The organism is Thioalkalivibrio sp. ARh3 (genome assembly GCF_000377265.1).
GTDB lineage: Bacteria > Pseudomonadota > Gammaproteobacteria > Ectothiorhodospirales > Ectothiorhodospiraceae > Thioalkalivibrio > Thioalkalivibrio thiocyanoxidans.
In genome coordinates this window covers 84,804-110,455 of the sequence record NZ_KB897952.1, presented here as the reverse complement: position 1 = coordinate 110,455, position 25,652 = coordinate 84,804, and the positions used below count along the sequence as shown (strand labels likewise).

At 63.5% G+C, this 25,652-nt stretch carries 21 protein-coding genes; all 21 read right to left on the bottom strand.

Going from position 1 to position 25,652, the window contains the following annotated elements; all coding sequences use genetic code 11:
- Positions 1-89: 89 nt before the first annotated feature.
- The 21 genes from C995_RS14125 to smc all read right to left on the bottom strand — a co-directional run bounded on the left by C995_RS14125 (position 90) and on the right by smc (position 25,565).
- Positions 90-3,662, bottom strand: coding sequence for a glycosyltransferase (locus C995_RS14125; RefSeq protein WP_081618904.1), 3,573 nt, complete (start codon positions 3,660-3,662; stop codon positions 90-92).
- Between the two features lie 118 nt (positions 3,663-3,780).
- On the bottom strand, positions 3,781-4,710 hold the full coding sequence (locus tag C995_RS0112090) for a glycosyltransferase family 2 protein (protein WP_018865184.1): 930 nt from the start codon (positions 4,708-4,710) through the stop codon (positions 3,781-3,783).
- On the bottom strand, positions 4,707-6,401 hold the full coding sequence (locus C995_RS0112085) for a phosphotransferase (protein ID WP_018865183.1): 1,695 nt from the start codon (positions 6,399-6,401) through the stop codon (positions 4,707-4,709). Before C995_RS0112085 ends, C995_RS0112090 begins: the two co-directional genes overlap by 4 nt.
- Before the next feature lie 547 nt (positions 6,402-6,948).
- Positions 6,949-8,664: a bifunctional sulfate adenylyltransferase/adenylylsulfate kinase gene (locus tag C995_RS0112080; RefSeq protein ID WP_018865182.1), complete on the bottom strand. Its 1,716-nt coding sequence runs from the start codon at positions 8,662-8,664 to the stop codon at positions 6,949-6,951.
- Positions 8,665-8,909: 245 nt separating this feature from the next.
- Positions 8,910-9,248: a MarR family EPS-associated transcriptional regulator gene (locus C995_RS0112075; protein ID WP_018865181.1), complete on the bottom strand. Its 339-nt coding sequence runs from the start codon at positions 9,246-9,248 to the stop codon at positions 8,910-8,912.
- Positions 9,249-9,405: 157 nt separating this feature from the next.
- On the bottom strand, positions 9,406-9,891 hold the full coding sequence (locus C995_RS0112070; RefSeq protein WP_018865180.1) for a hypothetical protein: 486 nt from the start codon (positions 9,889-9,891) through the stop codon (positions 9,406-9,408).
- Positions 9,888-10,187 carry a nucleotidyltransferase domain-containing protein gene (locus tag C995_RS14120; protein WP_026279097.1) on the bottom strand — a complete coding sequence of 100 codons (300 nt, stop codon included), beginning with the start codon at positions 10,185-10,187 and terminating at the stop codon, positions 9,888-9,890. The genes C995_RS0112070 and C995_RS14120 overlap by 4 nt, the downstream gene beginning before the upstream one ends.
- Before the next feature lie 138 nt (positions 10,188-10,325).
- Positions 10,326-10,739 carry a PIN domain-containing protein gene (locus tag C995_RS0112060; RefSeq protein ID WP_018865179.1) on the bottom strand — a complete coding sequence of 138 codons (414 nt, stop codon included), beginning with the start codon at positions 10,737-10,739 and terminating at the stop codon, positions 10,326-10,328.
- Complete coding sequence (locus tag C995_RS0112055) at positions 10,739-11,014, bottom strand: type II toxin-antitoxin system Phd/YefM family antitoxin (RefSeq protein ID WP_018865178.1); 276 nt, start codon at positions 11,012-11,014, stop codon at positions 10,739-10,741. The genes C995_RS0112060 and C995_RS0112055 overlap by 1 nt, the downstream gene beginning before the upstream one ends.
- A 96-nt stretch (positions 11,015-11,110) precedes the next feature.
- Complete coding sequence (locus tag C995_RS0112050) at positions 11,111-11,512, bottom strand: PIN domain-containing protein (RefSeq protein WP_018865177.1); 402 nt, start codon at positions 11,510-11,512, stop codon at positions 11,111-11,113.
- Positions 11,509-11,754: a DUF6364 family protein gene (locus C995_RS0112045; protein ID WP_018865176.1), complete on the bottom strand. Its 246-nt coding sequence runs from the start codon at positions 11,752-11,754 to the stop codon at positions 11,509-11,511. The genes C995_RS0112050 and C995_RS0112045 overlap by 4 nt, the downstream gene beginning before the upstream one ends.
- Positions 11,755-12,056: 302 nt before the next feature.
- Positions 12,057-12,500 (bottom strand): transposase, encoded by a 444-nt coding sequence (locus C995_RS0112040; protein WP_018865175.1) that lies wholly within the window; start codon positions 12,498-12,500, stop codon positions 12,057-12,059.
- A 260-nt stretch (positions 12,501-12,760) separates the two neighbouring features.
- Positions 12,761-12,952 (bottom strand): DUF2283 domain-containing protein, encoded by a 192-nt coding sequence (locus C995_RS0112035; RefSeq protein ID WP_018865174.1) that lies wholly within the window; start codon positions 12,950-12,952, stop codon positions 12,761-12,763.
- A 2-nt stretch (positions 12,953-12,954) separates the two neighbouring features.
- The gene (locus C995_RS0112030) at positions 12,955-13,209 is read right to left on the bottom strand and encodes a DUF4258 domain-containing protein (RefSeq protein WP_081618903.1); all 255 of its coding nucleotides are present in this window, start codon (positions 13,207-13,209) and stop codon (positions 12,955-12,957) included.
- 184 nt (positions 13,210-13,393) lie between these two features.
- A complete protein-coding gene (locus tag C995_RS0112025) occupies positions 13,394-14,560 on the bottom strand; it encodes a nucleotide sugar dehydrogenase (RefSeq protein WP_026279096.1) in 1,167 nt (388 codons plus the stop codon).
- A gap of 246 nt (positions 14,561-14,806) precedes the next feature.
- Positions 14,807-16,699, bottom strand: a complete 1,893-nt coding sequence (locus tag C995_RS0112020; protein ID WP_018865171.1) for a nucleoside-diphosphate sugar epimerase/dehydratase — start codon at positions 16,697-16,699, stop codon at positions 14,807-14,809.
- A gap of 303 nt (positions 16,700-17,002) precedes the next feature.
- Positions 17,003-17,455, bottom strand: coding sequence for a transposase (locus tag C995_RS0112015; protein ID WP_018865170.1), 453 nt, complete (start codon positions 17,453-17,455; stop codon positions 17,003-17,005).
- Positions 17,456-18,044: 589 nt separating this feature from the next.
- The gene (locus C995_RS0112010; protein ID WP_018865169.1) at positions 18,045-18,431 is read right to left on the bottom strand and encodes a nucleotidyltransferase family protein; all 387 of its coding nucleotides are present in this window, start codon (positions 18,429-18,431) and stop codon (positions 18,045-18,047) included.
- Between the two features lie 289 nt (positions 18,432-18,720).
- Positions 18,721-20,805, bottom strand: a complete 2,085-nt coding sequence (gene ligA, locus C995_RS0112005) for an NAD-dependent DNA ligase LigA (RefSeq protein ID WP_018865168.1) — start codon at positions 20,803-20,805, stop codon at positions 18,721-18,723.
- Positions 20,802-22,004 (bottom strand): cell division protein ZipA C-terminal FtsZ-binding domain-containing protein, encoded by a 1,203-nt coding sequence (locus tag C995_RS0112000; RefSeq protein ID WP_018865167.1) that lies wholly within the window; start codon positions 22,002-22,004, stop codon positions 20,802-20,804. Before C995_RS0112000 ends, ligA begins: the two co-directional genes overlap by 4 nt.
- Positions 22,005-22,070: 66 nt before the next feature.
- Positions 22,071-25,565 carry a chromosome segregation protein SMC gene (smc, locus tag C995_RS0111995; RefSeq protein ID WP_018865166.1) on the bottom strand — a complete coding sequence of 1,165 codons (3,495 nt, stop codon included), beginning with the start codon at positions 25,563-25,565 and terminating at the stop codon, positions 22,071-22,073.
- Between the last annotated feature and the right edge of the window lie 87 nt (positions 25,566-25,652).

Genomic DNA, 25,652 nt, shown 5'->3' with positions numbered 1-25,652 from the left:
AGATCGTTCACGCAGCAGATCCACAGCTAACAGAACCCACGAACGCAAAAACCACATAATCCCCCAAAAAGCCAGCCTTTGCCTACCGTTCACTTTAACACATGCGTTAGAACGTCCTCGTAATTTTGGGACGTAACATCGACATCGCCCACCAAGTACCGACCTCGAACATTGCGGGCACGCAACACATGCCTCCTCTGTTTAGGGACCCCCACCCGATCAACAAGATTAGGATGCGCCTTAAACACAAACCCATCTAGCACGACCACTGAAACATCTGGGCATTGGTGTACCTTCTCGATAATTTCTGCGCGGAGACAATCGACTAACATATCCAAGTCGAAAACTTCGCTTTTAACAAATTCCTCTAAGTTCACTTTACCGCTTTTAGTTCGCCTAATAGCGGATACGTCTAAACCTGGAACTAGTTCCCGATGAATCAAGTTATCGGTAGAAATATGCAGAACCCCATCAAGGCGACCAAGGCTCCTACAACAACTACTCTTCCCACTATTCGGATCCCCATCCACCACCAAGAACCACCGAATTCCCGCTCCCCGGACCGGAAGGCCGTGGGCTGTATCCACGTCCTCTTGTAGAGACGAGCAGTTCGAACGACCGTCCCCACCCCGACCCATCGAATCAGATGGCGACTCTGCTTCCATGTGTGTCCCTTCGGAAACCGCGCCATCGATTACCCGCGGAAGGTCGGTTCTAACGACCTGATCCCAGTTATTGCGAACAAACAATGCATCAAATTTTTCTTTGTCTAATGTTCGCAGGATCTTGGTTGATTGTTGAACCAAATGATACACCTTAGAGTGCGGCGTATAGAGAATCTTCTTATTCAAAACTTCACGTACCATATCGCAATAAATCCGATCACTCCGATAGTGAGGGCCGCTTTCGACGTCTAGAGGCCCAACACCACTAAGGGTACTATTCGGAATATAAACACAAAAGAACGGCGCATATCGCAATTCCATGTAACCATTCTTTAGGTCAAACATTGGATCGAGAAGGTTGCCATGGTGAGCCGATATATTGATGTCACACTCTCGGTTCGAATTCCTGAACGGCTGATGCTTTTTCACTGAAGGCTCGCTCGCTGGTACGACTTGCCTAGGAACGATCAACCCGGCATCAGGATGATGGCCAAGCAACTCATGGAATGCGGCGAGCCAGCCCTCGGTGACGATCGCATCATTGTTGAGAAGAACAATGTCCCTTCCATCACAGGCTGCCGCGATACCTTGGTTGACGGCATGAGTGAACCCCAAATTCGCGCTATTCAGAATAACCTTAGCAGTACCTTCCGACTCCAGTGTCCGCAGATACGTAACAACCTCTTTTCCTGATCCGTTATCTACAATGATTAACTCAACAGCCGATGGCTCCGAAAATTCCTTTACCGCCCCAACACATGCCCGGAGACATTCCAGCGCTTCATAACTCGGAATCACGATTGAAACGTTGCGAGCGTCCGAATCCAATTCTCTCTTATAACCGAGTGAATACATTTCCTCGACGCACCGCGCATCTTGCCGAGCCAGCTTTCTCCCAACTGCTTCACCCCTGACGGTTTTCGCGATTTCCTTCAATGGTGCATCCAACCCATGCACTTTAGTATTTTGATTATTTACTTTGTCGTAGTAATAATTGCTGAGAATAACCGGCACCGCTAGCGCTGCTTTTCGCTCTCCCAGACGGAGAATGAATTCCCAATCGGCGAGCCGCTGCATCTTTTCATTAAAGAAACCAACGCAATCGATAAGCCAAGCGCGATGAACCACTACGCCAATGTCGATATAATTACTATTTTCGAGGGACGGCCTATGGTACGGCGCGAACCGAACATGTTCTTCTTCAGTGTTCCCGCCTCTGACCCTGAATGCGCGTTGAGCACAATACGCAGCATCTACAGACTGATGATCTTCTAGAGCATTAACCATTACAAGGAGAAAATTACGCTCTATAGTATTATCACTGTCGAGGTATGCAACGTAGTCTCCCACCGCCTTCTTCAGTGCTACATTTCTCGCTCCCGCGGAGCCCAAATTTGAGCTCAGACGAGTATATTTAATCCTCTCATCATCTATTTGCTTAAAAAGCTCTTGGGTGCCATCGGTGCCAAAATCGTCGACCACGATTAACTCCCAATTCGTATACGTCTGATCGAGAAGGCTGCCGATAGCCTCCATGATACAATCGGCGCGATTAAAAGTCGGCATTATCACCGAGACCAGTTTCGACTGAGGGCGACTAATGTATTTGTTTTCTAGGTGGCGACCATATGCATTCATGTAGGCAAAAAGGTATTCCTCCCGTGAGCTATATGGAGCCCTCCTGAGCGGCTTGAAAAGCGATTCCGTCATCAATTGTCGATATGCAAGAGGCCTTTCGGTCGGCACATCGGAATTCTTTTTCTTTGATGCAACATCAGTTCCGCGGCCTTCGTATTCGTTCTGTTCGGCTGCCTTCGGCAGCCACCGGCGAAACGCTCTTCTCAATGGACGGCGTATGGTTCTTTTTACCAGCAGTGGGACGTAGCGACGGTAATAGGGGAGCGACGCCTTGGCCGCGCGGCTGAGCTGCCCGGTCATGATCCACCAGACCAACCTCAGCACCCGAAGTATGATACGAGTTGCCGACTTGAAGCCTTTGGACAGCGCCCGAAGAGGGGATGTGAGTCGCCAGCTGGTCGAGTTCCGCAGGCTCCGGATGGTACGCTGTCGTTCTGATAGTTCTGAGGAGAGCGTGTTCAGGTCTTCCTTCTGTTGTGCCAGCTTGGCGGAGAGTGCTTTGAGGTCGCGCTGTCGCGCGCTCAATGTCTCGTGAAGTTCGATCTTCTTCTCATCCGCTCTGCGCTTTTCGGCGCGCCGGTGGAAAGCCTGTTTCGGATAGGCACCCAGCCTATTGTAGGCATCCCGAACAGCTACGGTGGCTTGTGAGTCGGATGCGGCGGTAAACAGTGCTCGGAGGGCCGAAGAAAGGTCCTTTCCATAGCCCAATACGCCGAGGCCATGACCATGTAAGAATTCGAAATTGGGGTATTCGTTACGGATTTCTTCCCACAACCGGAATACACCAAAGTTGCGCTCTCGAACGTTGGTATCGTGAAGTATGACTACAGCGCGGTCGGATAACTTGGGCAGCCAGCTCTCGAAGTCGTGCTTTACGTCTTCGTAGAAGTGCCGCCCATCGATATGCAGAAGGTCGATGCTGCCGTCGCTGAAGTGCTGGAGGGCGTCGTCGAACGATGACCGCACCAGGCGGGAGAAATTCGCATAGTGAGTCTCGTTGTAGGATTTCACACGCTCGTAGATGGACTCATCATAGAAACCTGCGTGCTCATCCCCTTTCCAGTGGTCGACAGCGTAGCACCGCGTGTTTGTACCCAATGTCTGGACAGCCTGACAGAAGGCGAAATAAGAGAAACCTCCGTGCGTACCCAGCTCCACAACCGTACGGGGCCGGTGCGCATCGATAAGCCAAAAGGCAAAGGGCCCGTGGTCCAGCCAAGCCGATGACTCAAGGTAATTCGGCCACCAGAACGAAGCGGGCGAAATGCAGTGGCGGAGGAAATCCCTTTCCGGAATGCCCGGTTCCTGGGGCGTACTCAGGCGTTCTGTGTCTTCCCTGTTGTCAATGCTGCTTGTCACTCTATCTCTCCGGGGTTTCTGTCTATTAGCTAGTGTTCGTTCTGCTCTGGCCTGGATCTCGCCACGCAGCTTGGGGCGGGCGTATGGGGATTTTGCTTTCTGGCCCCTGCGGGCCCATCTATTGACGCTCGCCACGCGAGGAGGGCAACAACAACCGGGGTATCTCGCGGATTTCATGACCCCAGAGGCGCGACTGGACTGCCAGTGCGATGACCCGATATCGAAGGCTATATTGTCCAGCCATTACATATCGGTAGTAGAGGTGGATTGGCGGCATAAGGGTCCGCAGGGCCCAATAGGCGCGCGTACGCATGGACCCCGAGAGCAGCTGCCCCCCCTTGATGCGGCGCGCCTTGGAGACCACTTCTGCCCAGGACTGGCGGGCGGGATGATACACAACCGCCTCCGAAACGTATCGCAAAGGATGTCCCTGGCTTACCGCTCGCCGGCAGAAGTCCGCATCACCCCCTGAATAACGCATCGCATCGAACCCGCTGAGTTCCTCAAGCACTGTCCTTGACACCAGGAGGTTGGCGGTGGCCGCGTAGCCGAGCCGCACATAATGCGCTTGCGGGATTCCGCGGATCAGGTCGTAGATTTCATAGGCATTGGGGCGCGCGGATTCGGTGTACATCTCGACAGCACCAGCCAGCAGAGCCCTTTTCCCCTCCTGCTGGGCTCGGTCGAGCATGGCCGCGAGCCACCGGGAATCGGGTCGACAATCGGCATCGGTGAAGGCGAGCCAGTCGCCTGCCGCGGCTTCGATGCCAACGTTACGGGCTGCGTAGGATCCCGGCGTGTCGCAGTTCAGAACACGAACGTTGGCGGAGAGGCTTTGCGGGGGCTCGTAATCCGTGGAGCCGTTGTCTACCAGCAGCACTTCGAAGGACTCTTGCGGGAAGGTCTGTGCCTGCAGGCGTTCCAGCAGCTCCGGAACCAATCCCCAGTGGTTGTAGACGGGCACGATGACCGAGCAGACCAGCCGCGCGGAATCTTCCGCTGCACTGTTCGAGTGCGGCGTGCTGGGGGATGAAGGACTCACGCTCATTCCCGCAACCCCTTGGTGGCCGAAGGCTCAGTGTTTTGCGCGAAGAACCCCACAATGCGAGGTACCAGCTTGAGGGCACGGCTGAAGCGTTGGCGCTCGAAGAGACGTTCCAGCTCGTGGCTCAAGGCGGCAAGTACGGCCCCGCTGGAGTTTTCCCCAAGCACCTGCAGATGTTTGGGCTTTGTCGGCCATCCGGCCCCGGCCGGTTCGATCGCCCAGTTTCCCCAGTGAATCAGCGTGGGCACACCTGCCTCGGTCATTACGATATTGCCGGGCCGAACGTCCCGCGTGGTGATTGCCAGGGGCAGCGCAGCGAGCTGGTCGCGCCAGTCCTGCAGACGAGCCCGCAGTTGGCCGAGGGCACTGAGGGCCTGTGAATCGCTGGCGGCGATCCGGAGGCGCTCCAGCATGCTGTCGTTCAGGCGCTGCCACAGCATGGGCCGGGATCGCTGGTAACGCGTCAGCAGAGATTGTGGAGGCGGGATTTGCAGCAAGGCCTGGCGGATCTCTTCCACCCCTTTTCCGGTATCGCCCTGCCTGGCCGGGAGCTCTTCAGCTACCTGCAATACGTGGCAACGGAAGCCGCCCACCTGCGTGGCGCCGATCCATTGCGGGCTGGGCAGGCCACTAGGCGGGTCGGCCAGCAGGGTCGCTTCGTGCAGTGCGTAGGCGCTGCGTTTACGCGCGAATAGCTTGACGAAAATGCTCGGCTCTCCCGGCGAACGGCAATGCAGCACGCCCACGTTGGCCACATCGGTTTGCCACCACTGGATGTCCAGATCCTTGGGGGCGGGCTCCCCGTACATCTGGGCGATCAGTTCCGGCACCCATTGCCGGCGTTCTTCCGGTGCCAGCAGGGTCCAGATGGACTCTTTCTTATCGTCCTCTTCCGGGATAAAGGCGCTCTGGTGGAAGAACAGCGCATCCAGCTTGGGCTTCTGGCTGCGCTGTTTCACCAGGTCCGAGACGAGGCTCGAAAGCCGGTTGAAGCCCTGGCGGGAGAGCAGAAGCGCGATGATCGCCGGGATCAGGCCGGGGGGATCGAGGAACAGGAAGTCGATCACCAGGTAGGCGAAGGCCAGCATGAAGCCGATGCCCGAGAGTACGCCCATCCAGCCGGCCAGGTTGTCCTCGAGGCGTTCGCGGAACGCTTCGCTTACGGCCAGGGCAGCCAGGAGCGCAATAGCTACCAGGAAGACGTATCCGGCAGACAGAAGCGCGACCCCCTGATACAGCCAGAGCAGGATGCCCAGCGCCAGCAGCAGAAATACGGATCCCGCGATCACCTCGGCATGGCGTTTGTAGGCGCGGGCGGCCAGTTCGTCCTGGTTTTCGAACAGGACCATCTTTCGGCTGCGGGTGAGCAGGGTTTTTGACCCACGTTCGCCGCCGAACTCCACGATGCGTTCGGCCAGCAGGTACAGCCCATAGAAGGCAACCGTGGCGGCGCTCAGCCAGACGATCAGGGAGTCGCGGTCGAACTGCTCGAAGGCCGGCGGGAAGTAGCGCGGGATGCCGTCCGAGCCCAGCAAGATGATGACCTTCAACGGGAGGAAGAAGGCCAGCAGCATGGAGAGCTGCGACACCAGGGTGAAAAACACTACGCCGCTGGTCGCGGCCGGGGCGGCCCAGAAGAATTTGGCGCCCAGGCGGGTGCTCCATTTCAGGCTGTCGAGGATCGCGCGGATCAAGGGGTTGCCGCCTGATTGGATGACGTTGTTGGCAACCGGCGGAGATCCCGGCTCTTCGCTTTGCTGCGGCCGGGATGACGGTTAGCTGCGGTGGCTTCGAAGCCTGTAGGAGCCGAGCCCCCTCGGCGATGGGGCGTTGGATGGGTCCGATCGGCCAGGGGCTGGCCTCCTACATCTGCGGTGGCTCCGAGACCTGTAGGAGCCGAGCCCCCTCGGCGATGGGGCGTTGGATGGGTCCAATCGGCCAGGGGCTGGCCTCCTACATTGGCGGTGGCTCCGAGACCTGTAGGAGCCGAGCCCCCTCGGCGATAGGGCGCTGGATGGGCCCGATCGGCCAGGGGCTGGCCTCCTACATTTGCGGTGGCTTCGAGATCTGTAGGAGCCGAGCCCTCTCGGCGATGGGGCGCTGGATAGGTCCGATCGGCCAGGGGCTGGCCTCCTACATTGGGGGGTGTTGCGGGCGGCGTTGGGGCGTTGCCTGCCCGGGGGTTCGGGCGCCTGGTAAGGGCGATCGCCCAGGGGGCTGGGCTCCTACAGAGTTGGGGGGTCATGGGTTGCGGATGAAGCCCATGGCTTCGAGTTTGAGCAGGATGCGGTGGGCGGCTTCGTCCGGGGTCATCTCGCGGGTGTCGAGGCGCAGCTCGGGGTTTTGCGGCTCCTGGTAGGGGTCGTCGATGCCGGTGAATTCCTTGATGAGGCCGGCGCGGGCCTTGGCGTAGAGGCCCTTGCGGTCGCGGGCCTCGCAGGTCTCCAGCGGCGTGGCGACGTGGACCTCGATAAAGCCCCCTACCCGCTCGATGCGTTCGCGCACGCGGCGGCGCATGTCAGTGTACGGGGCGATGGGGGCGCAGATGGCGCAGCCGCCGTTCTTGGTGATCTCGCTGGCCACATAGCCAATGCGCTGGACGTTGATGTCGCGGTGCTCCCTGGAGAAGCCGAGCTCGCTGGAGAGCTCTTTGCGCACGATGTCGCCATCCAGCAGCGTGACGGCGCGCCCGCCCAGTTCCATCAGCTTGACCCGCAGGGCGTTGGCCATGGTGGACTTGCCGGAACCGGACAGGCCGGTGAAGAACACGGTGAAGCCCTGGCGGTCGCGCGGCGGGAAGCTGCGGCGAAGCTCCTGCACCACTTCCGGGTAGGAGAACCACTCGGGGATCTCCAGGCCCTCGCGCAGGCGGCGGCGGAATTCCGAGCTGGGGAGGCTGAGGGTGTGCTCGCCCTCGCGCACCTCGTCGGCCGGCACGAAGTCCGCCCGGTCCTGCACGTAGGTCATGGCCTGGAACGGGACCATCTCGATGCCGATCTCTTCGGCATGGCGCTGGATCAGTTCCTGTGCCTCATAGGGGCCGTAGAAGGCCTGCTCGTCCGGGCCTGCATCGGGGCTGGCATGGTCGCGGCCTACGATCAGGTGCGTACAGCCGTAGTTGCGGCGGATGATCGCGTGCCACAAGGCCTCGCGCGGGCCGGCCATGCGCATCGCCAGCGGCAGAAGGCTCAGCTGGGTGGTCTGCTCCGGGGCCTGGCGCAACACATGCTCGTAGCAGCGCACGCGGGCGTAATGATCCACATCGCCCGGGGCAGTCACGCCCACGACCGGATGAATCAGCAGGTTGGCTTCCGTCTGGCGCACGGCGCGGCGGGTGAGCTCCACCTGGGCGCGGTGCATGGGGTTGCGCGTCTGGAAGGCGACCACACGGTTCCAGCCGAGCTTCTGGAAATACTCGCGCAGCTCTCTCGGGCTGTAGCGGTAGTTACGAAAGTCGTGGTGGACCGGGGCCTCCAGGCCATGCAGCGTACCGCCCAGATAGACGGGGCCCGCGCGATGCAACAGCTCGTTGACGCCCGGGTGCGCGGTATCGGTGGTGCCAAAGACCTGTTCCGCCTCGCGCGTGCGATCGGGCGTCCAGCGATGCTCCACGTCCATCACCGCGATAAGCATGCCCTCGGCATCGCGCAGGGCGATGCGGCTGCCCTCCTCCACCTGCGCGGCGAAGGCTTCGGTCACATCCAGCGTGATCGGCATCGGCCACAGCGTGCCGTCGGCCAGGCGCATGTTCTCGAGCACGCCGTCGTAGTCCGCCGGACCCATGAAGCCCGCCAACGGGGAGAAGCCGCCATTCAGCAGCAGCTCCGCGTCGCACTGCTGGCGCAGGGTCAAGTCCCAGGAGGGCATGTCCCGCGCCGCTTCTTTCAAGTCGCGCGCAGTCGCCTCATCCACATACCGCTCGCAGAGCCCACCGCCATACGGCGTAATCAATTCCATTCCATCATCCGTTGTTGTTTTACCCCCTGTAGGAGGCCAGCCCTCTGGCCGATTGGGGCATTACCAGCGCCCCATCGCGCAGGGGGCTGCGCTCCTACAGGGGCATGCCACAGCCGTGCGCGGCGCCCGCCATACGGCGTGATCAGTTCCATTCCGTCATCCGTTCTCGTCTTACCCCCGTAGGAGGCCAGCCCTCTGGCCGATTGGGGCATCACCAGCACCCCATCGCGCCGGGGGCTGCGCTCCTACAGGGGCGATTGGCCATTGTTCTGGATGTCCGTGCGTAGTTGTTCGATCTCGGTCATCAGCGCCTCGTGTTCGGCGCGTTTGCGTTTGAGCAGGTGATACGCCAGGCGTGCCTTCTCCTGCAGACCGCCCGGGGTCAGCTTGTACAGGTAGGCGGAGCGATTGTCGGAGCGGCGAAAGTTCTGTGTCTTTACCCAGCCGCGATCCAGCAGTGCCTTCAGCGCGTAGTGGGTCTTGCCAACGGAGAGCCCCAGCGCCCGCGCGATCTGGCGCTGGCTCATCTCGGGGTCCGCCTCCAGCAGGCGAAGTACTTGGTACTGGGTATCGTCGTTGATCAACCTGCCGGCCCAAAGCCGCCCAGCGGCGACTGCGTTCACGCGTTGAGCGCACATTGGACCACGCACCATACCCCGCCGCAAGCCAACGCCCCGTAGGAGGCCAGCCCCCTGGCCGATTGGAGCCTGGATACGCCCCAACGCCTTCGGGGCTGGGCTCCTACGCAGTTAGCCAGCCTCGGGTGCGCATATCGTTCAGGAATGCCTTAACGACGGCCGTCAACGTGGGCACGAATTCATGTCCGGCCTGCAGAGCATCGGCCAGGGTGGCCGAATCCTCGATATATTCATGCACCATCTGGTTGCGCAGTTTTCGCATGGCCAGCCAGTCGTCGCTCGAGGGAATGAGCCCCAGCTTCTCGGCTCGGTCGAGGTTGTCGATAGCGGCGCCCAGATGTTCTCCCAGGGCTTCCAGGTAGAGCGGGAGCAGCTTATCCCCCAGCGTATCCTGCAGGCGACCAAATCGGCTCACGAAGGCTTCCACTCGTTCAGCCTCGTCTACGTTCTCGGCGAGATCGCGCGAACGCGCCGGGGTGAACGGCTTGTTGAACACGCGCTGGTCGGTGGTCAGAAGATGCTGTTGTTCACGTTGGACTACACGCGCGAGAAACCGCAGACGTTCCAATTGTTCAGGCCCGATCTTCATAGAAGTCGCCCTTCTTTTTCGGCGGTGTTATGAACCGGGCTCCGCGTGATGTTCGGGGCGGAGAGGACAACGTCCACTGCACGCCCCTGGAGACGGCGGCTGATCATGGCCGAGAGACGCGCTGAAAGAACCGCCGGGCGCTCGACGGGTTCCTCCAGCTCGACCAGCACGTCGACATCGCCGCCGCGCCGCGTATCGTCCAGACGCGAGCCAAACAGCCGAACACGGGCACTGGCACCGCATTCGCGGCGAACCACTTCGCGGATCGCTTTTACGTGCTGGGAACTAAGACGCATATTGTCGATTATACGCCAGCCGTGAATTACCGGCCCAACGGAAGGTAAAAGCGGAGACCGATGTATGTGCCCTCGCATCGCGCAGAGGGCTGCGCTCCTACCGTTTCGGCCAGATGACGCCGTGCGGGAGTTTCCGGGTCACCGTGGAATGCGGTGCACGCGCAGGCCCGGTACCTTTTCAAAATCGCCATCGCCCGTCACGAAGGCGCCTTCCGGGTCGGCCGCGAGCAGAGACGCGGCCTGGATGGCGTCGGGTGTGCGCAGTCCATGGTGAGCACGCAGTTCCGTCGCTTTGTCCAGAACGGCCGTATCCAGCGCAACGACCGACAACCCCGGGTCGCCGAAAAACACATCCAGTTGTTCAAGAACCCGGGTGTTCGATTCGCGTAGCGGGCGTACGCGGCATTCCAGCCGGCTCAAGGCGGACACCGCCAGCGCCGGAGGGCCGTCGCTCTGCTCCAGATTTCTGAGTACCTGTCGGACCGACTCTCGGGTACGGGTATCACCCTCCAGGAGGTAGATGATGGCACTGGCATCCAGAAACGCCAGCATCAATCGGACCAGCCTTCGCGTTCGGCTTGCAATTCACGGTCCAGGTCCGCCCGGCTTCGGGGTGCGACGGGCGTTGCATCGTCTTCCAACAATCGTTGCCACAACCGTCCCCTGGCCTCAACGCCCTCGGCCAGACGCTGGTAGGACTCCTCGCTCAGGATCACGTAACGCGGACGATTGCGCTGGATCACGTGCACCGGCCCCTTCTCCAGCGCCCGATCCACCGCGCTAATGCCGCGCCGCTTGATCTCCTGCGCCGAAATCACGTTCTCCATACACCCTCCGGTACTGACTGGGGTACCGATTATAGCACCCCGTAGGAGGCCAGCCCCCTGGCCGATCGGGCCCGTCGAAAGCCCAGAAAACGTTGGTTAGCGGAGCAGAAACTCCTGCGGAGTCAGCGCGGGCACGGGCGAACCGGCGAAATCCTTGACGTTGCGCGTGATGATGGACGCGCAACCCGCGCGCTCGGCAGTGGCTGCCACCACGGCATCTTCGAAATCCGCCCAACCGAGTGACCGGGCTCGTTCGAGTTCTGCGCGTCCCACCGCGCATACGTGCAAATGCTGGAGCAGCCAGCTTAAGGCCCGATCAGCGGACGTGCGATCCGCATACCGTGCAACCAGGTAGTGCACCGTGGTCGCCGCGTGTGCGCTGATTGCACCCTCGTCTTCGCCCTGTAGCACTTGTTCCAGAACTGCCGCCGAAACACGATAGTGCGGCTCGCGCTTTTGCAGAACGTCCAGCAGGACGTTCAGATCGAGCATGATCACGATTGATGCTTGTCGCGCAGGTGGTCCTTATAGGCCTGCTCGGCATCCACATCAGGGGGGATCAGGCCGGTGATGGCCTCCAGCTCGGCACTTGGCGTATGTCGCTCGAGCGCGCGAAGGCGGCGCAGATGGCGATCAATCACCTCGGTCATGCTCATACCGTGCGCCTTGGCATAGGCCTTCGCGAACTCCACATCCTTCTTGGGCAGGCGCACGGTCACCTTGGTGGTTTCGTGTTCCATGCGATCACCTCCCGGCGTGTATGGCAAGTTCAATGGAATTGTACGGCACGGGTTCATTCACATCCAGGACGAACTCGACCGCTTGCTCTTTCCCCAAAGATCCCGGCTCTTCGCTTCGCCGCGAACGGGGGGCAAAGACGTGGCTAGGCGCCGCAAACCGCGCAGGAGGCCAGCCCCCTGGCCGATTGGGGCATCACCAACACCCCATCGCGCAGAGGGCTGCGCTCCTACAGAAGGAAATGCCCCAAGATCATGTAGGAGGCCAGCCCTCTGGCCGATTGGGCGTTCGGCGCAACCCCCGATCAAAGCCAGATCGCATCCCAATGCGGATAATCACCCAGCTTGCGCACCAAACCGGCACGCAGGGGATTGGCGGCGATATAGCGGGCCAGCGACGTCAGGTCTTCTTCGCGGCGTACCGCGTGATCGTGGAAGCCGGGCTGCCAGAGTGCGCGCCCAAGCCTGCGGGCGGTGACGCCCTTGACCGACCGCACGACGGTGGACAGGGACATGTTGTCGCCGAGGGCCATCAGCCAGTGCAGATGATCCGGCATGACCACATAGGCCAGCGTATCCGCATGCCCGAGCGCTTGCGCGTGGCGCAGCGTGGCGACCAGCGCACGTGCGGCGGCGAAGTCGCGGAACACCGGTGTGCGATCCTGCGTGACGGTGGTGATGAGGTAGATGCGCCCTGGCTCGGAATAGCGGCCACGGCGCAGGGCCTGAGCGTGAGGTTTGCCGTCCATGGCATCGCTCCCGTTGTGCTGGTTGTTTTGTTCCCCAAGGGGCGGCGGCGAGGCCTGGTAGTCTTCGGCTGGCGGTAAGCCAGATTGTAGCCGTTGGGGATTTGTCTGGCTTCCTATCGCGCAGGGGGCTGCGCTCCTACAGGATGCCCGGGACCCATCGTAGGAGGCCAGCCCTCTGGCCGATTGGGGCCTGTCCAACATCCGATCGGCCAGAGGGCTGGCCTCCTACAGGTGAGGTTGGCCCCTCTGGGTTACGGGAATCAAGCGGCTCTGGATCGCAGGAGCGGCCATGCACCCTGTTTGGATGCTTCCAGGATCACGACTTCGACGATCGTTCCGTCTTCTGCGTAGCTCACATGGGTATTCCAGTCCTGCGAGCATTCACGCGTGATCGGCTTGTCCGAGAGGTGGAGCACGAGAACGTCATCCGCTTCGTCATATGTGGTGCGCATCGTCACCCTCCCCAGTCAAAGTGGTGCATAGCGGTTTTGACCACCAAATGCTTCTCAAGGATCACGGCTGCACAGATGAGATTATCGGACCGCCCCTCGAAGTGTTTCGCCACCCAAAGCCGTATCTCGTCCTTGTAACGCAAGTCGCCGCCTTCGAGCAATTCAATAAGGTCGACTTCGGAGATACCGCGCTGCTTCATTCGTTCTTGCGCGTGGCGAGTTACGGTCACCCGTCGTTCAAATCTCTGGGAATGCATTCCATTGCCTTCCGTCAAATCTTCCGTAGGAGGCCAGCCCCCTGGCCGATTGAGGCATAGCCAGCGCCGCATCGCGCAGGGGGCTGCGCTCCTGTAGGAGGCAGCCCTCTGGCCGATGGGGCCTGTCCAACATCCGATCGGCCAGGGGGCTGGCCTCCTACACGGGTTGCGGCCTAGCGATGGGTCAGTCGTTGTTGAAGAGGTCGCGGGTGTAGATCTTGTCGGCCTGGTCGCGGATGTCGTCGGTGATGCGGTTGGCGACGATTACGTCACTGATGCGCTTGAACTCTTCGAGGTCGCGGATGACGCGGGAGCGGTAGAACTCCTCGTCCGGGAGCTCCGGCTCGTAGACGACGACCTCGATGCCCTTGGCCTTGACGCGCTTCATCACGCCCTGGATGGCGGAGGCGCGGAAGTTGTCGGAGCCGCTCTTCATCACCAGGCGGTAGATACCAACCACCTTCGGATTGCGGTTGATCACGGCATCCGCCACAAAGTCCTTGCGGGTGCGGTTGGCATCCACGATGGCCTTGACGATGTTGTTGGGGATCTCGTCGTAGTTGGCCAGCAGTTGCTTGGTGTCCTTCGGCAGGCAGTAGCCGCCGTAGCCGAAGGACGGGTTGTTGTAGTGGCTGCCGATGCGCGGGTCCAGGCATACGCCGTCGATGATCTGCCGGGTGTCCAGACCGTGGGTCTCGGCGTAGGTGTCCAGCTCGTTGAAGTACGCCACCCGCATCGCGAGATAGGTGTTGGCGAACAGCTTGATCGCCTCGGCCTCGGTGGAGTTGGTGAAGAGGATCGGGATGTCTTCGTCCACTGCGCCTTCAGCCAGGAGGCTGGCGAAGGTCTCGGCCCGCCCGGACTGTTCGCCGACGATGATGCGGGAGGGGTGCAGGTTGTCATGCAACGCACGCCCCTCGCGGAGAAACTCCGGCGAGAACAGGATGTTGTCGGTCTCCATCTGCGCCTTGATCTCGCGCGTGTAGCCGACCGGCACGGTGGACTTGATCACCATGGTGGCGTGCGGGTTGATCGCCAGCACGTCGCGGATCACGGACTCGACGGTGTTGGTGTTGAAGTAGTTGGTCTGCGGGTCGTAGTCCGTGGGTGTCGCGATGACCACGAAATCCGCCCCCTCGAAGGCCTCCTGCTTGTCCAGCGTGGCCTTGAGGTTCAGCTCGCGGTTCTCGAGAAAATCCTGAATCTCGGCGTCGATGATCGGGGACTGCCGACGGTTGATCTGATCGACCTTTTCCGGCACCACGTCGAGTGCAACGACCTCGTGGTTCTGCGCGAGCAGCACGGCATTGGAGAGCCCGACATATCCGGTTCCGGCGACTGCGATTTTCATCCCTGGGTCCTTCGTTTGATCAATGTTGATGTTCATCCACCTCCCCGCAGCAGCCTGCTCGCAGGCGAAGGGCCTGCCCGTGGCCAGCTCTGGTTGGAGCGTCGCCCCCAAGGCGGCTCCTGCAGGGGTGATTTGGAGTCGTGGCGAAGCATACACAAGCGCGGCCGTGCAGGTAATGACCGAGTACTCAGGATCCGCGGTCATACGCATTGGCGGTGCACTCTGCGCACCGGTTCGCCAAAACGCTTACCCGCGTTGTTCTCCTGCGGGAACGGGCTCGTATTCCACCACGGCCCGCCGAAGCACTTGGCAGGCGATTTCGGTATTCATGTCACGCTCGGCCAGATCGAGCGTGTCCAGCGCATACTGGACTTCTCCCGCATCCACACACGATTCGTGTGCCCGCATGATCTTGGGGTGCGATGTGCCGACGACGTTGTCGCCAATCAGCAGTTCTTCGAAGAGCTTCTCGCCTGGACGCAAGCCGGTAAAGGCAACCTCGATCCCGTCCTCGGGTTCTCCATCTTCTTTCACCTGGCGGCCATGCAGGCGAATCATCCGGTGGGCCAGGTCGACAATCCGAATCGGCTCGCCCATGTCCAGCACGAATACCTCTCCCCCCTCGGCCATCGCCCCCGCCTGGATGACGAGTTCTGCAGCCTCCGGGATGGACATGAAATAGCGGGTGATCTCCGGATGCGTCACGGTGACGGGCCCGCCGTCGCGGATCTGCTGGTGGAACAGCGGGACCACGGAGCCGGACGAGCCCAGCACATTACCGAAGCGCACCATACTGAAGATGGTCGGCGGGTTCTGGCGCGCGCGGTCCTGCAGGAGCATCTCCGCCAGGCGTTTGGTGGCGCCCATGACATTGGTCGGGCGTACGGCCTTGTCCGTGCTGATCAGGATGAAGCGTTCGACACCGGCCTCCATCGCAGCGTCCGCGAGGATCGCGGTACCGAAGACGTTGTTGCGAACGCCCTCGATCAGGTTGGCCTCCACGATCGGGACGTGTTTGTACGCCGCCGCGTGGTAAAGCGTCTGTACGCCGTATTCCTTGAGCACACTCCTCACGCGGCGCGGGTTCGCAACTGAACCCAGCAGGGCCACCACGGGCACTTCCAGCCCCTTCTGGTCCGCCAGCACCTCCAGGTCGCGTTCGATGCGGTACAGCGAGAACTCGTTGCGCTCGTAGAGCACGAGCAGGCGCGGCTTCAGGCGCAGAATCCGGCGACAAAGCTCCGCACCAATCGACCCGCCCGCACCGGTGACCATCACGACTCGGTCTTCAATGCTGCGCTTTAGAAGCTCGCGATCCGGGGGCACTGGATCGCGCCCGAGCAGGTCGGCGATATCGATGTCTTCCAGTTCGTCGAGCCGAGCCTGGCCGGATACGACCGCATCCATGGACGGTACGGTCTGGATATACAACGGATAGCCTTCCAGTCGCTCCAGGATGGCGCGTCGATCCGCCCGGCTGGCAGAGGGGATTGCCAGCAGCAGTCGGCGCAGACCGTAGCGTTTGATCAGGCCTTTTAGCGCGGACGGATCGCGCACCCGAATGCCGTCGATGGAGCTGCCCTGAAGCGCCCGGTCGTCGTCGACGAATGCGACCACGCGAAAGCGCCCACCCGATTTCAAGCCCGACAGCAGCTGGACGCCCGCCTCGCCCGCACCATAGATCACGACGGGTTCAACACCCGGATCGGTGGCCAGCATCGAATGATAGAGCGCGCGTACGAGGAACCGGCTGCCGCCCACGTAGATGAACGCGACGATCGCGAAATTGATCGGTACCGAGCGCGGGAAATTATCGACCTGTGCCAGCGCTACGGCTGCCCACAGCACCAGCGCCAGGAGCACGACGCCGGTACCGACCGCCCAGATCGCACGTGTCCCCATGAAACGCACAACCGCGCGATAAAGCCCAAGGCGGACAAAGACCGGGATCCCGACCAGCACAACCAGCGGGAACAGCCACCAGGTCTCCTGCATGATCTCGGGAACCGGCTCGGCCAGGCGAATCATGAAGCCCGACCACAGCGCCAGCGGCAGCATCACCGCGTCCGCGGCAACCATCAGCCAGCGCTTCTTGCCGCGCGGCAGCCTCAGCAGACGTTCCAGCCCACGGTTCAGCATGGTGTGATGTGCCCGTCCGGCATCCTGATCCTGGCCCAAAACCCTGTAGACAAAACCCAGGCTGACCACACTACATCAAGTGCCGGTCCCTGGCGCCCGCCGCACTCCATGGCGGCGCGCGAAGCATAAGCAACCCCTGATGAAAATGCACTCCTGGCGATGGGCTGACGCCGTGGACCTGGGTGTTGCCATTGTTCGCGCTGGCGGGGCTTCGCGGGCAAGCCCGCTCCCACACCCACTCAAGCCGCCCAGGATTGACCTGGCTGTGGGAGCGGCCTTGGCCGCGAAGCCCTTATCGGAACCCTACAACCAGATCGCATCCCACAGCGGATAGTGGCGCAGGTTGCGCACCAGCCCAGCCCGCAGAGGGTTGGCCACCACATACCGAGCCACGGCCTGGAGGTCCTCCTCCCGACGCAAAGCACGGTCGTGAAAACCCGGCTGCCAAACCTTACACGGTCGGCCACGCAACTGCCCGATTCGCCGAGTCGTGGAACCCTTCACCTTCTGCACAACGCGGGAGAGGTCTCCAGCTTCCAATTGCATCAGCCAGTGCATGTGATCCGGCATAACCACGAAGCAAAGCGTATTCGCCTCGCCTTCCAGCTCACGTATCGCATGGACACAACAGCGCCCATGCTCAAACCGCGAAAACCAGGCCTGCCGGTCGGCGCAAACCGCCGTGACCAGGTAAACCCTCCCGTGCTCGCTGACGCGCCCGAACCGCAGCCGGTGGGATCGTGCCTTCCGTGGCATTCGAACCTCCCGTAATTGTTACAGCTATAACCTTTCCACTGCCCCACACTTTTGTGGGAGCGGGCTTGCCCGCGAAGCCCCTGCCCCGGGCCGGCTCTGGCAGGGGCTTCGCGGGCAAGCCCGCTCCCACAATGCACACTCACAAACCGTCTCGCCAAGATCGAGTCGATCACGAAGGGCCTCGAAAACGTCGCGCTAGGGAAACACTGATCAATGTACACGCTCGCGCTCGAGTCGCTTTTGCGTGAGAACAAGGCGTGGTGACTGCCGTGCAGTCATTCTGCACAAGGGAACCGCAACGCCGTTCCCGCGCAAAAGAGGCCGAGCCCCTCCGGGGTTGGCACCCCAGGTTCCCCGATCCTGCGTTGCGGCCCTTGCCGGTAGAACCACTACCGGCCGTGCACCGCGCCTAGTCTCGGAAAACCTGGGGTGCCAACGCGAGTGTGTACATTGATCAGTGTTTCCCTGGGTCGCGGCGAGGCGATAGCCATCGCGGCGCTGCTCGCGTGGATCCATCGCGCCATAGTGCTCAAGGTCCGACAGGAACTGGCGCAGCATCGACAACTTGCGCTGCATCACCTCGGAAGTATCAGGCGGCATCCGAATCCTCTGTTATGTGGCGCTGAAACAGGACGGAATCCGCGTGCAGGAAAAACGCGCGGTCCTGCTCCGCGTGGAATCGTCCCTCTCGCTCCTCGAACAGGCATTCACCATCGCGGAAAACCTCGAAGCGGGTGACCGGCGACATACGGTCCGAAAGGAGCAGAAGATCGACCGGGACGGGTTCGAAGATTTCTTCCAGTTCCCGTTGCCACCGTCCCTGCGTCATCAGGTCCGGCATCGCCTGCGGTTCGACGGCCAGATCCACATCCCGCCCGTGCCCTTCCCGGGCTACGGACCCGAACAGGATCACCAGTCGCCAGCGGTGTCGGGCGGCGAGTTCATTGATGCGGCTGATCTGTTCCGGCTGAAGCATGCGAATCACGATCCGGATGGGCCAAGTCGTTTCGTCAGAGTAGCAAACGCGCGGTCGCTTATCCTCGGCGCTACCGGGATGAGCCTTGTGGGGGCAGTTTTGTCAGAGCAGCTCTGTGGGATCTATTCTGTGGGAGCGGGCTTGCCCGCGAAGTTCCAGTCCCGGGCGGATTCTGGCAGGGGCTTCGCGGGCAAGCCCGCTCCCACAGACCCACCTCCCACAAGAACCAACCCTACAAACCCAGCCCCATCAGACCACTTCCTCCAACCCAATCCCACAGGAGGGCTGATCAGGCGAGGAGCTGGGCGAGGTCGTCGGGGTCGAGGATGGGGATGTCGAGGGATTCGGCTTTGGTGACCTTGGAGCCGGGGTCGGCGCCGGCGATGACGGCGGTGGTCTTTTTGGAGACGGAGCCGGTGACCTTGGCGCCGCGGGCCTCGAGGGCGGCCTTGGCTTCTTCGCGGGTCATCGTGTCGAAGCTGCCAGTCAGGACGTAGGTGTTGCCGGCCAGCGGGGCCGCGTCGCCCGACTCTGCCGCTTGTGGCCGCGGCGGATCGGGCCAGTGGACGCCGGCGTCGCGCAGGGCCTGGATCACGTCGCGGTTGTGGGGCTCGGCGAAGAAGTTGGCGATGTGTTCAGCGACGATGGGGCCGACGTCCGGGACCTCCTGCAGCGCCTCGGCATCGGCCTGCATCAGTGCGTCCAGGTCGCCGTAGGACGTGGCCAGGTTGCGGGCGGTGACCTCGCCCACCTCGCGGATGCCGAGGGCGAAGATGAACCGCGCAAGCGTGGTCTCGCGCGACTGTTTCAGGGCGTTGACGAGGTTCTCGGCGAGCTTGGGGCCGACCCGCTCCAGCGCCTCCAGGCGCTCGGCGTCCAGCGCGAACAGGTCAGCCGGGCTTTGCACGATGCCGCCATCGGCGAGCTGTTCGATCAGCTTTTCGCCGAAGCCCTCGATATCCATCGCGCGGCGCGAGACGAAGTGCTTGAGGGCCTCGCGGCGCTGCGCGGGGCAGACAAGCCCGCCGGTGCAGCGCGCGACGGCCTCGCCCTCCGGGCGTTCGATGTGCGAATCGCACTCCGGGCAGCGGGCCGGCATCTCGATCGCGCGGGTGTCCTGCGGGCGCTCGCCGCCGGCGCGGCCGACGACTTCGGGGATCACATCGCCCGCGCGGCGCACGATCACGCGGTCGCCGATGCGGATGTCCTTGCGCGCGATCTCGTCCATGTTGTGCAGCGTGGCGTTGCTGACCGTGACCCCGCCGACCAGTACCGGCTCGAGACGCGCGACCGGGGTCAGCGCCCCGGTACGGCCGACGCGGAAGTCGACGGCGCGCAGCGTAGTCGTCTGCTCCTCGGCCGGGAACTTGTGGGCAATGGCCCAGCGCGGCGCGCGCGAGACGAAGCCCAGGCGCTGCTGGTCCTCCAGCGAGTCGACCTTGTAGACGATGCCGTCGATCTCGTAGTCCAGCTCGCGACGACGCTCGGCCAGGCGCTCGTAGTAGGCAAGGCAGCCCTCCACACCCTCCAGCACCGCCCGCTCGGGGCAGACCGGAAAGCCCAGGTGGTGCAGCCAGTCCAGCGTCCCGGACTGGGTGTCCGGCAAAGTGCCGCCCTCGACATGGCCAATGGAGTAGGCAAAAAAGCTCAAGGGGCGCCGCGCCGTCACCTTCGGGTCCAGCTGGCGCAGGCTTCCGGCGGCGGCGTTGCGCGGGTTCATGAAACCGCGCTGGCCATCGGCCTCCAGGCCCTGGTTCAGGCGCTCGAAATCCGAGCGGCGCATGAACACCTCGCCGCGCACCTCCAGCACGCCGGGCGCATCGCCGGTATAGCGATCCCCCAGATGCAGCGGGATCGGCCGCACGGTGCGGACATTGCCGGTCACGTCCTCGCCGGTCTCGCCGTCGCCGCGTGTGGCGGCCTGCACCAGGCGACCGTTCTCGTAGATCAGGCTGATCGCCAGGCCGTCCAGCTTGGGCTCGGCCATGTAGGCAACCGCCTGCTCGACGCGGTCGGGCTCTCCGGTCTGCTTGGCCAGGCGCTCGCGCACGCGGCGGTCGAAGTCGCGGATCTCGTCGGGTTCGAAGCCGTTGGCCAGCGACAGCATCGGCAGGCGATGCCGGACTGTGTCGAAACCGGCGGCGGGGGTGCCGCCGACACGCTGGGTGGGCGAATCCGGAGTGACGAGTTCGGGGTGGTTGGCCTCGAGCTGTTCGAGTTCGCGCATCAGCGTGTCGAACTCGGCGTCGGAGACCTCCGGGTCGTCCAGGACGTAGTAGCGGTAGTTGTGGTGCTCGATCTGGCGCCGCAGCTGTTCGATCCGTTCGCCCGCCTCCCCCGCCGCGCCCTCCCGGGACGCGGAAGGCGAACTCACCGCGCCCTCCGCCGCCGCAACAGGTCCGGGCGGTGGCGCATCAGCCACTCGTTCAGGTCCTCGCGCATGTACGCGAGCGTCTGGTTGGTGGCGGTGGACTGCTGGGCGTCGAGGATGGAGCCGCCCAGATCCCGTGCCAGGCCGTGCGCATTCTCCAGCAGCGCCTCGAACGCGCGTTGCGGATCGGCGCTGTTGTGCACCTGCACGAACAGGGTAATGCCGGGGGTCATCGTGTCCGCCAGATCCTGCTCGCGCAGCGTGCCCGGCGGCACCATGTTCGCGGCGGAGAACAGCGCCTGGCGGCTGTCGATCTCGGCATCGTGGTAGTGGTAGATGTCCATTGCGCCCGGCTTGAGGCCCGCGCGCTGCAGGGCGGCCGCCAGGGCCACGCCGGTAAACGGCCGGTTGCGCGGCGCGACCACATGCAACAGCAGGATCTTCTCGTCGGTCCCGGGGCCACCACGCAGCGGGTTGCGCCCGACCACGCGCGGTTCGGACACATACTCGCCCAGGGTCTCCATGTCGGGTGCCGGTTCCTCGATCAGCTCGGGGTCGACCTCGTGATCCGGGTGCAGTTCCTCGCCCAGGGTCTCCTTGGCGCGAGGGCCGCGCAGACGAGCGCCACGCAGCGCGGCGATCCCGGAGCGCATGCGGTCACTCAACTGGTCCATCACGCCCTTCGCGGTTTCCACAGCGCGGGACTTGGTTCGGCGGCGCGGCGCATCCGCCGGGTCCGGCTCGAACGCGCCATGGGGCGGCGGCGGAACCGGCTCTTCGTCGTTGTCCAGAACACCGTAGATATCCTGTGCGCGGTCGGCATGACGCTCGCCCGGAGTCAGGGGTTCGTCGTCCTCCCCCGAGGTCACGCCCAGATGCGGTTCCGCGCGCTCGCGCTGGGGAATGCGAACATCGTCGAAATCCTCATCGGGACCGCCCGTATCGGTATCCCGCGTGTACTCGCGGGAGGTCTCCAGTGGATCGGCCCAGCCCGCCTCGGCCCCCAGATCGTCGGATTCCCCCTCGTGTCCGCGTGGCCCGCGTGTTACGGGTTCGTCCTGCGCACGGATGTGCACCGCGTCGTCACTCCAGTCGGTGGTGTCGTCGTCCAGATCCGGCCCACGCTCGCGCGTACGCAGGCGGTGGGCCATCCAGATACCGGCGACCAGCACGATCCCCAGGATCACCAGACTGATGCGCATCCAATCCACTCAATACCTCGTCTTTCCGGTTGTACGACCGCGCCCCAACCCGTGGGATCGCAGGGATCAGGCCTCGGCCAGTTCGACGGCCTCGTCGATGTCCACGCTTACCAGGCGCGAGACGCCCGGTTCGTGCATGGTAACGCCGATCAGCTGTTCCGCCATCGCCATCGTGGCCTTGTTATGGGTGATAAAAATAAACTGGATCTGCTCGGACATGTCCTGCAGCAGCTCGCAGAAGCGCCCGACGTTGGCCTCGTCGAGCGGCGCATCCACCTCGTCCAGCATGCAGAAGGGTGCCGGATTCAATTCAAAGATAGCGAACACCAGCGCCGATGCTGTGAGCGCCTTCTCGCCTCCAGACATTAGATGAATGGTAGAGAGCCGTTTGCCCGGCGGGCGCGCCATGATCGTCACGCCGGTATCCAGCAGGTCGTCGCCGGTCATCTCCAGGCGCGCCTCTCCACCGCCGAACAGACGCTGGAATTTCTGCCCCAGCCCGGCGTTCACCTGATCGAAGGTCTGCTTGAACAGCTGGCGCGTCTCGCGGTCGATGCGGTGCATCGCCGCCTCCAGCGTCTCCAGCGCCTCGATCAGATCGGCATGCTGCTCCTCGAGATAGCGTGAACGTTCCTCCAGGCTGCGCGCCTCGTCGATCGCCGCCAGGTTGATCGGACCCAGGCGCTCGATCTTGCGGTCGAGCTCCGCGATCGCCTGCTCCCAGGCCGGTACCGTCGCATCCCCCGCGAGCCCCTCGGCCAGCGGACCGGCCTCGAAGCCCGACTCCTGGAACTGGCTCTTCAGCTGTTCGATCTGCACCGAACGTTCGCGCTGATCCAGGCGCAGCTCCTCGCAGGTGGAACGCTGCGCCTCGACGCGGCTGTCCAGCTCGCTGGCCTGTGTGGCCAGCTCCCGCAGCCGCGCATCGCAGGCCTCGAGATCCGCGCGCGCCCGGGTCAGCCGCTCTTCTGCCTGCTGGCGCTGCTCCGCGGCGGCCTGCAGGTCCCCACGCCACTGCTCCAGCGGCCCCTCGCGCCCGGCCAGGCCCTGCTGCAGCTTCTCCAGGCGCTCGCGATCCTCCGCGCGCTGGCGTTCCAGGCGCTCGCGTTCGCTTTGCTCGCGTTCCAGCCGGTGGCGCGCCTCCTGCTCGGCCATGCGTGCCCGCCCGGCGGCATCGCGCGCCTCGCGCACCGCATCGCGGGCCTGACTATGGGCGTCGCGCGCGGCCTCCAGCCGACTCTCCAGTGTGCCGCGATCGGCCTCCAGCGTTTCCAGTGTGGCGAGGGCCTGGTTGCGCTCCTGCTGCGCAGTCTCGAATTGCTCCCGTGCGCGCGCCGTTTCTTCTTCCAGCTCGCCCGCCTCGCGGTCGATCCGCGCCTGCTGCTGTTCCAGCTGCCGGGCCTGATCGCGCAGGCGCTGGATGCGCCGGTCGCGTTCGTCGATCTCGCCCTGCTGTTCGCGCAGCTGGGCATCCAGCCGGTCGCGCTCGGCCTGCGCGGCATCGATGGCCTCGCCTCGTTCGGCCAGGGTGGCCTGGTGCTGGTCGCTCTGCGCCTGCAGTTGCTCTTCCTGTTCGCGCAACTCGCGCGCGAGCCGCACCCGCGCCACCGCGCCGGAGGCACCGCCTTCCAGCGTGCGATGCGCGACCCACCCCGGCCCCATCCAGGTGCCGTCGGGCGTGATCACGCTCTGGTCTGCTGCGAGGCTCGCGAGGCGGCGCCGGGCCTCGTCCAGATCCTGCGCGCAGTGGATGCGTGACAGCCACTGCGTCACGGCCGCGGAGCCGCGCACGCGGGCGGCCAGCGAGTCGTCCGAGATCGCCGCGTCGGCATCCGGCTGCGTACTCACCAGGCGCAGCGCGGCATCCGGCCAGTCCTGCGTGGCCTCGGGCGCGTCCAGCACGGCGGCCTCCAGCCAGGCCCCCAGCACCAGCTCCACGGCCGTATCCCAGCCGTCATCGACCTCCAGCTGCTGCACCAGGGGCCGCGAGAGGTCCAGCCCCTGTTCGCGTGCCCAGGCCTCGCGGCGCTCGCGCGTCTGCGCCGGGTCGTCCTCGCCGGCGAAGTGCTCCAGCCCCGCCAGACGCCCCGCGACCTCGCGCGCCTCGCGCTCGGCCTGGTGCAGGGCGTCGCGGGCCTCGCGGCGGGCCTCGGTGAGCTGGTTCAGGTGTTCCTGCTGCTGTTCGCGCTGCTGGCGCAGCTGCTCCAGGCGCTCGGTCAGGGCATCGCGCTCGCCCTGCAGCCGTTCGGCCTCCTCGCCCGGGTGGGTTTGTGGCAGGGCCGCGCGCTCGGCGTCGAGACGTTCGCGGCGCTGCTCCAGGCGCGCGAGCTGGTGCTCGGCGTGATCCATGCGCGAACGCGCGAGCTGTGCATTCTGGCGCGGGTCGGCCAGGGCGCGTTCCCACTCGGACTGCGCCTCGCGCGCCGCCTGAAACTCGGTTTCCGCCTGTTCTGCCGCGGCCTCCAGGCGTTCGCGCTCGGCCTCCGCGGCGTTCGCCTCCTGCTGGCGCTGGTCGCGCTCGCGTTCGGCCTGGGTAAGGCGCTGCTCCAGCGCGGCGAAGGCCTCTCCGGCCGTCTGCAGGCGCTGCTCCAGCTGCTGCAGTTCGGCGCGCTCGCGGGCGAGTTCGTCCTCCGCATGGCGGATCGACTGCTCCAGGCGCGAGACCTCGGCGGCGCGATCGTAGTAGGCGGACTGCGCCTCGGTGGTGGCCGCCTCCAGGTCCACGCGCGTCTGACGCTGATGTTCGGTCTCGGTGCGTATCTTTTGCGCCTCGGCCTGGGTGCCGGCCAACTCGGTCTCGGCCGCCTGCAGTCGACGCCGGCTCGCTTCCAGTTCCTGTTCCTGCGCGCGCAGGCGCAGCAGGATGGCCTCGGCGCGTTTCTGGCGCCGCTCCGCGGCGAGGGTCTGGTACTTCTCGGCGGTCGCGGCCTGGCGATTGAGGCGCTCGGCCTGCTTGGCGACCTCGTCGCGCACGTCGTCCAGGCGCTCCAGGTTCTCGCGGGTGTGGCGCACGCGGTTCTCGGTCTCGCGCCGGCGCTCCTTGTACTTGGAGATGCCGGCGGCCTCCTCGAGATAGACGCGCAGTTCCTCGGGGCGGGCGTCGATCAGGCGCGCGATCATGCCCTGCTCGATGATCGCGTAGCTGCGCGGGCCGAGGCCGGTGCCCAGGAACAGGTCCACCACGTCGCGTTTGCGCGCGCGCTGGCCGTTGAGGAAGTACTTGGACTGGCCATCGCGCGTCAGCGCACGGCGCACGGCGATCTCGCCATAGGCACTGTACTCGCCGCCCAGGCGACCGTCGGAGTTGTCGAAGATCAGCTCGATCGAGGCCTGCCCGACCGGCTTGCGGCTGGAGGAGCCGTTGAAGATCACGTCCTCGCTGGAGTCGCCGCGCAGGTGCTTGGCCGAGGACTCGCCCATCACCCAGCGCACGGCGTCGATGGTGTTCGACTTGCCGCAGCCGTTCGGCCCGACGATGCCCACCCGGTTTCCGGGCAGCACCAGCGTCGTCGGGTCGACGAAGGACTTGAAGCCGGCCAGCTTGATTCGGGCGAGTCGCACGTTCGGCGTAATCCGCGGTCAGGACACTCGGGGGTAGAATGGTACACGCTTGTGCCGGTAACGTTCGCGTGCAAGCACGCTCCCACA

Excerpts from the sequence above, each read along its gene's own strand:
- C995_RS0112090 (WP_018865184.1), bottom strand. The coding sequence starts at position 4,710 with ATGAGCGTGAGTCCTTCATCCCCCAGCACGCCGCACTCGAACAGTGCA.
- C995_RS0112080 (WP_018865182.1), bottom strand. The coding sequence starts at position 8,664 with ATGGAATTGATTACGCCGTATGGCGGTGGGCTCTGCGAGCGGTATGTG.
- C995_RS0112070 (WP_018865180.1), bottom strand. The coding sequence starts at position 9,891 with ATGAAGATCGGGCCTGAACAATTGGAACGTCTGCGGTTTCTCGCGCGT.
- C995_RS14120 (WP_026279097.1), bottom strand. The coding sequence starts at position 10,187 with ATGCGTCTTAGTTCCCAGCACGTAAAAGCGATCCGCGAAGTGGTTCGC.
- C995_RS0112060 (WP_018865179.1), bottom strand. The coding sequence starts at position 10,739 with ATGCTGGCGTTTCTGGATGCCAGTGCCATCATCTACCTCCTGGAGGGT.
- C995_RS0112055 (WP_018865178.1), bottom strand. The coding sequence starts at position 11,014 with ATGGAGAACGTGATTTCGGCGCAGGAGATCAAGCGGCGCGGCATTAGC.
- C995_RS0112045 (WP_018865176.1), bottom strand. The coding sequence starts at position 11,754 with ATGGAACACGAAACCACCAAGGTGACCGTGCGCCTGCCCAAGAAGGAT.
- C995_RS0112040 (WP_018865175.1), bottom strand. The coding sequence starts at position 12,500 with ATGGACGGCAAACCTCACGCTCAGGCCCTGCGCCGTGGCCGCTATTCC.
- C995_RS0112035 (WP_018865174.1), bottom strand. The coding sequence starts at position 12,952 with ATGCGCACCACATATGACGAAGCGGATGACGTTCTCGTGCTCCACCTC.
- C995_RS0112030 (WP_081618903.1), bottom strand. The coding sequence starts at position 13,209 with ATGCATTCCCAGAGATTTGAACGACGGGTGACCGTAACTCGCCACGCG.
- C995_RS0112025 (WP_026279096.1), bottom strand. The coding sequence starts at position 14,560 with ATGAAAATCGCAGTCGCCGGAACCGGATATGTCGGGCTCTCCAATGCC.
- C995_RS0112020 (WP_018865171.1), bottom strand. The coding sequence starts at position 16,699 with ATGCTGAACCGTGGGCTGGAACGTCTGCTGAGGCTGCCGCGCGGCAAG.
- C995_RS0112015 (WP_018865170.1), bottom strand. The coding sequence starts at position 17,455 with ATGCCACGGAAGGCACGATCCCACCGGCTGCGGTTCGGGCGCGTCAGC.
- C995_RS0112010 (WP_018865169.1), bottom strand. The coding sequence starts at position 18,431 with ATGCTTCAGCCGGAACAGATCAGCCGCATCAATGAACTCGCCGCCCGA.
- C995_RS0112000 (WP_018865167.1), bottom strand. The coding sequence starts at position 22,004 with ATGCGCATCAGTCTGGTGATCCTGGGGATCGTGCTGGTCGCCGGTATC.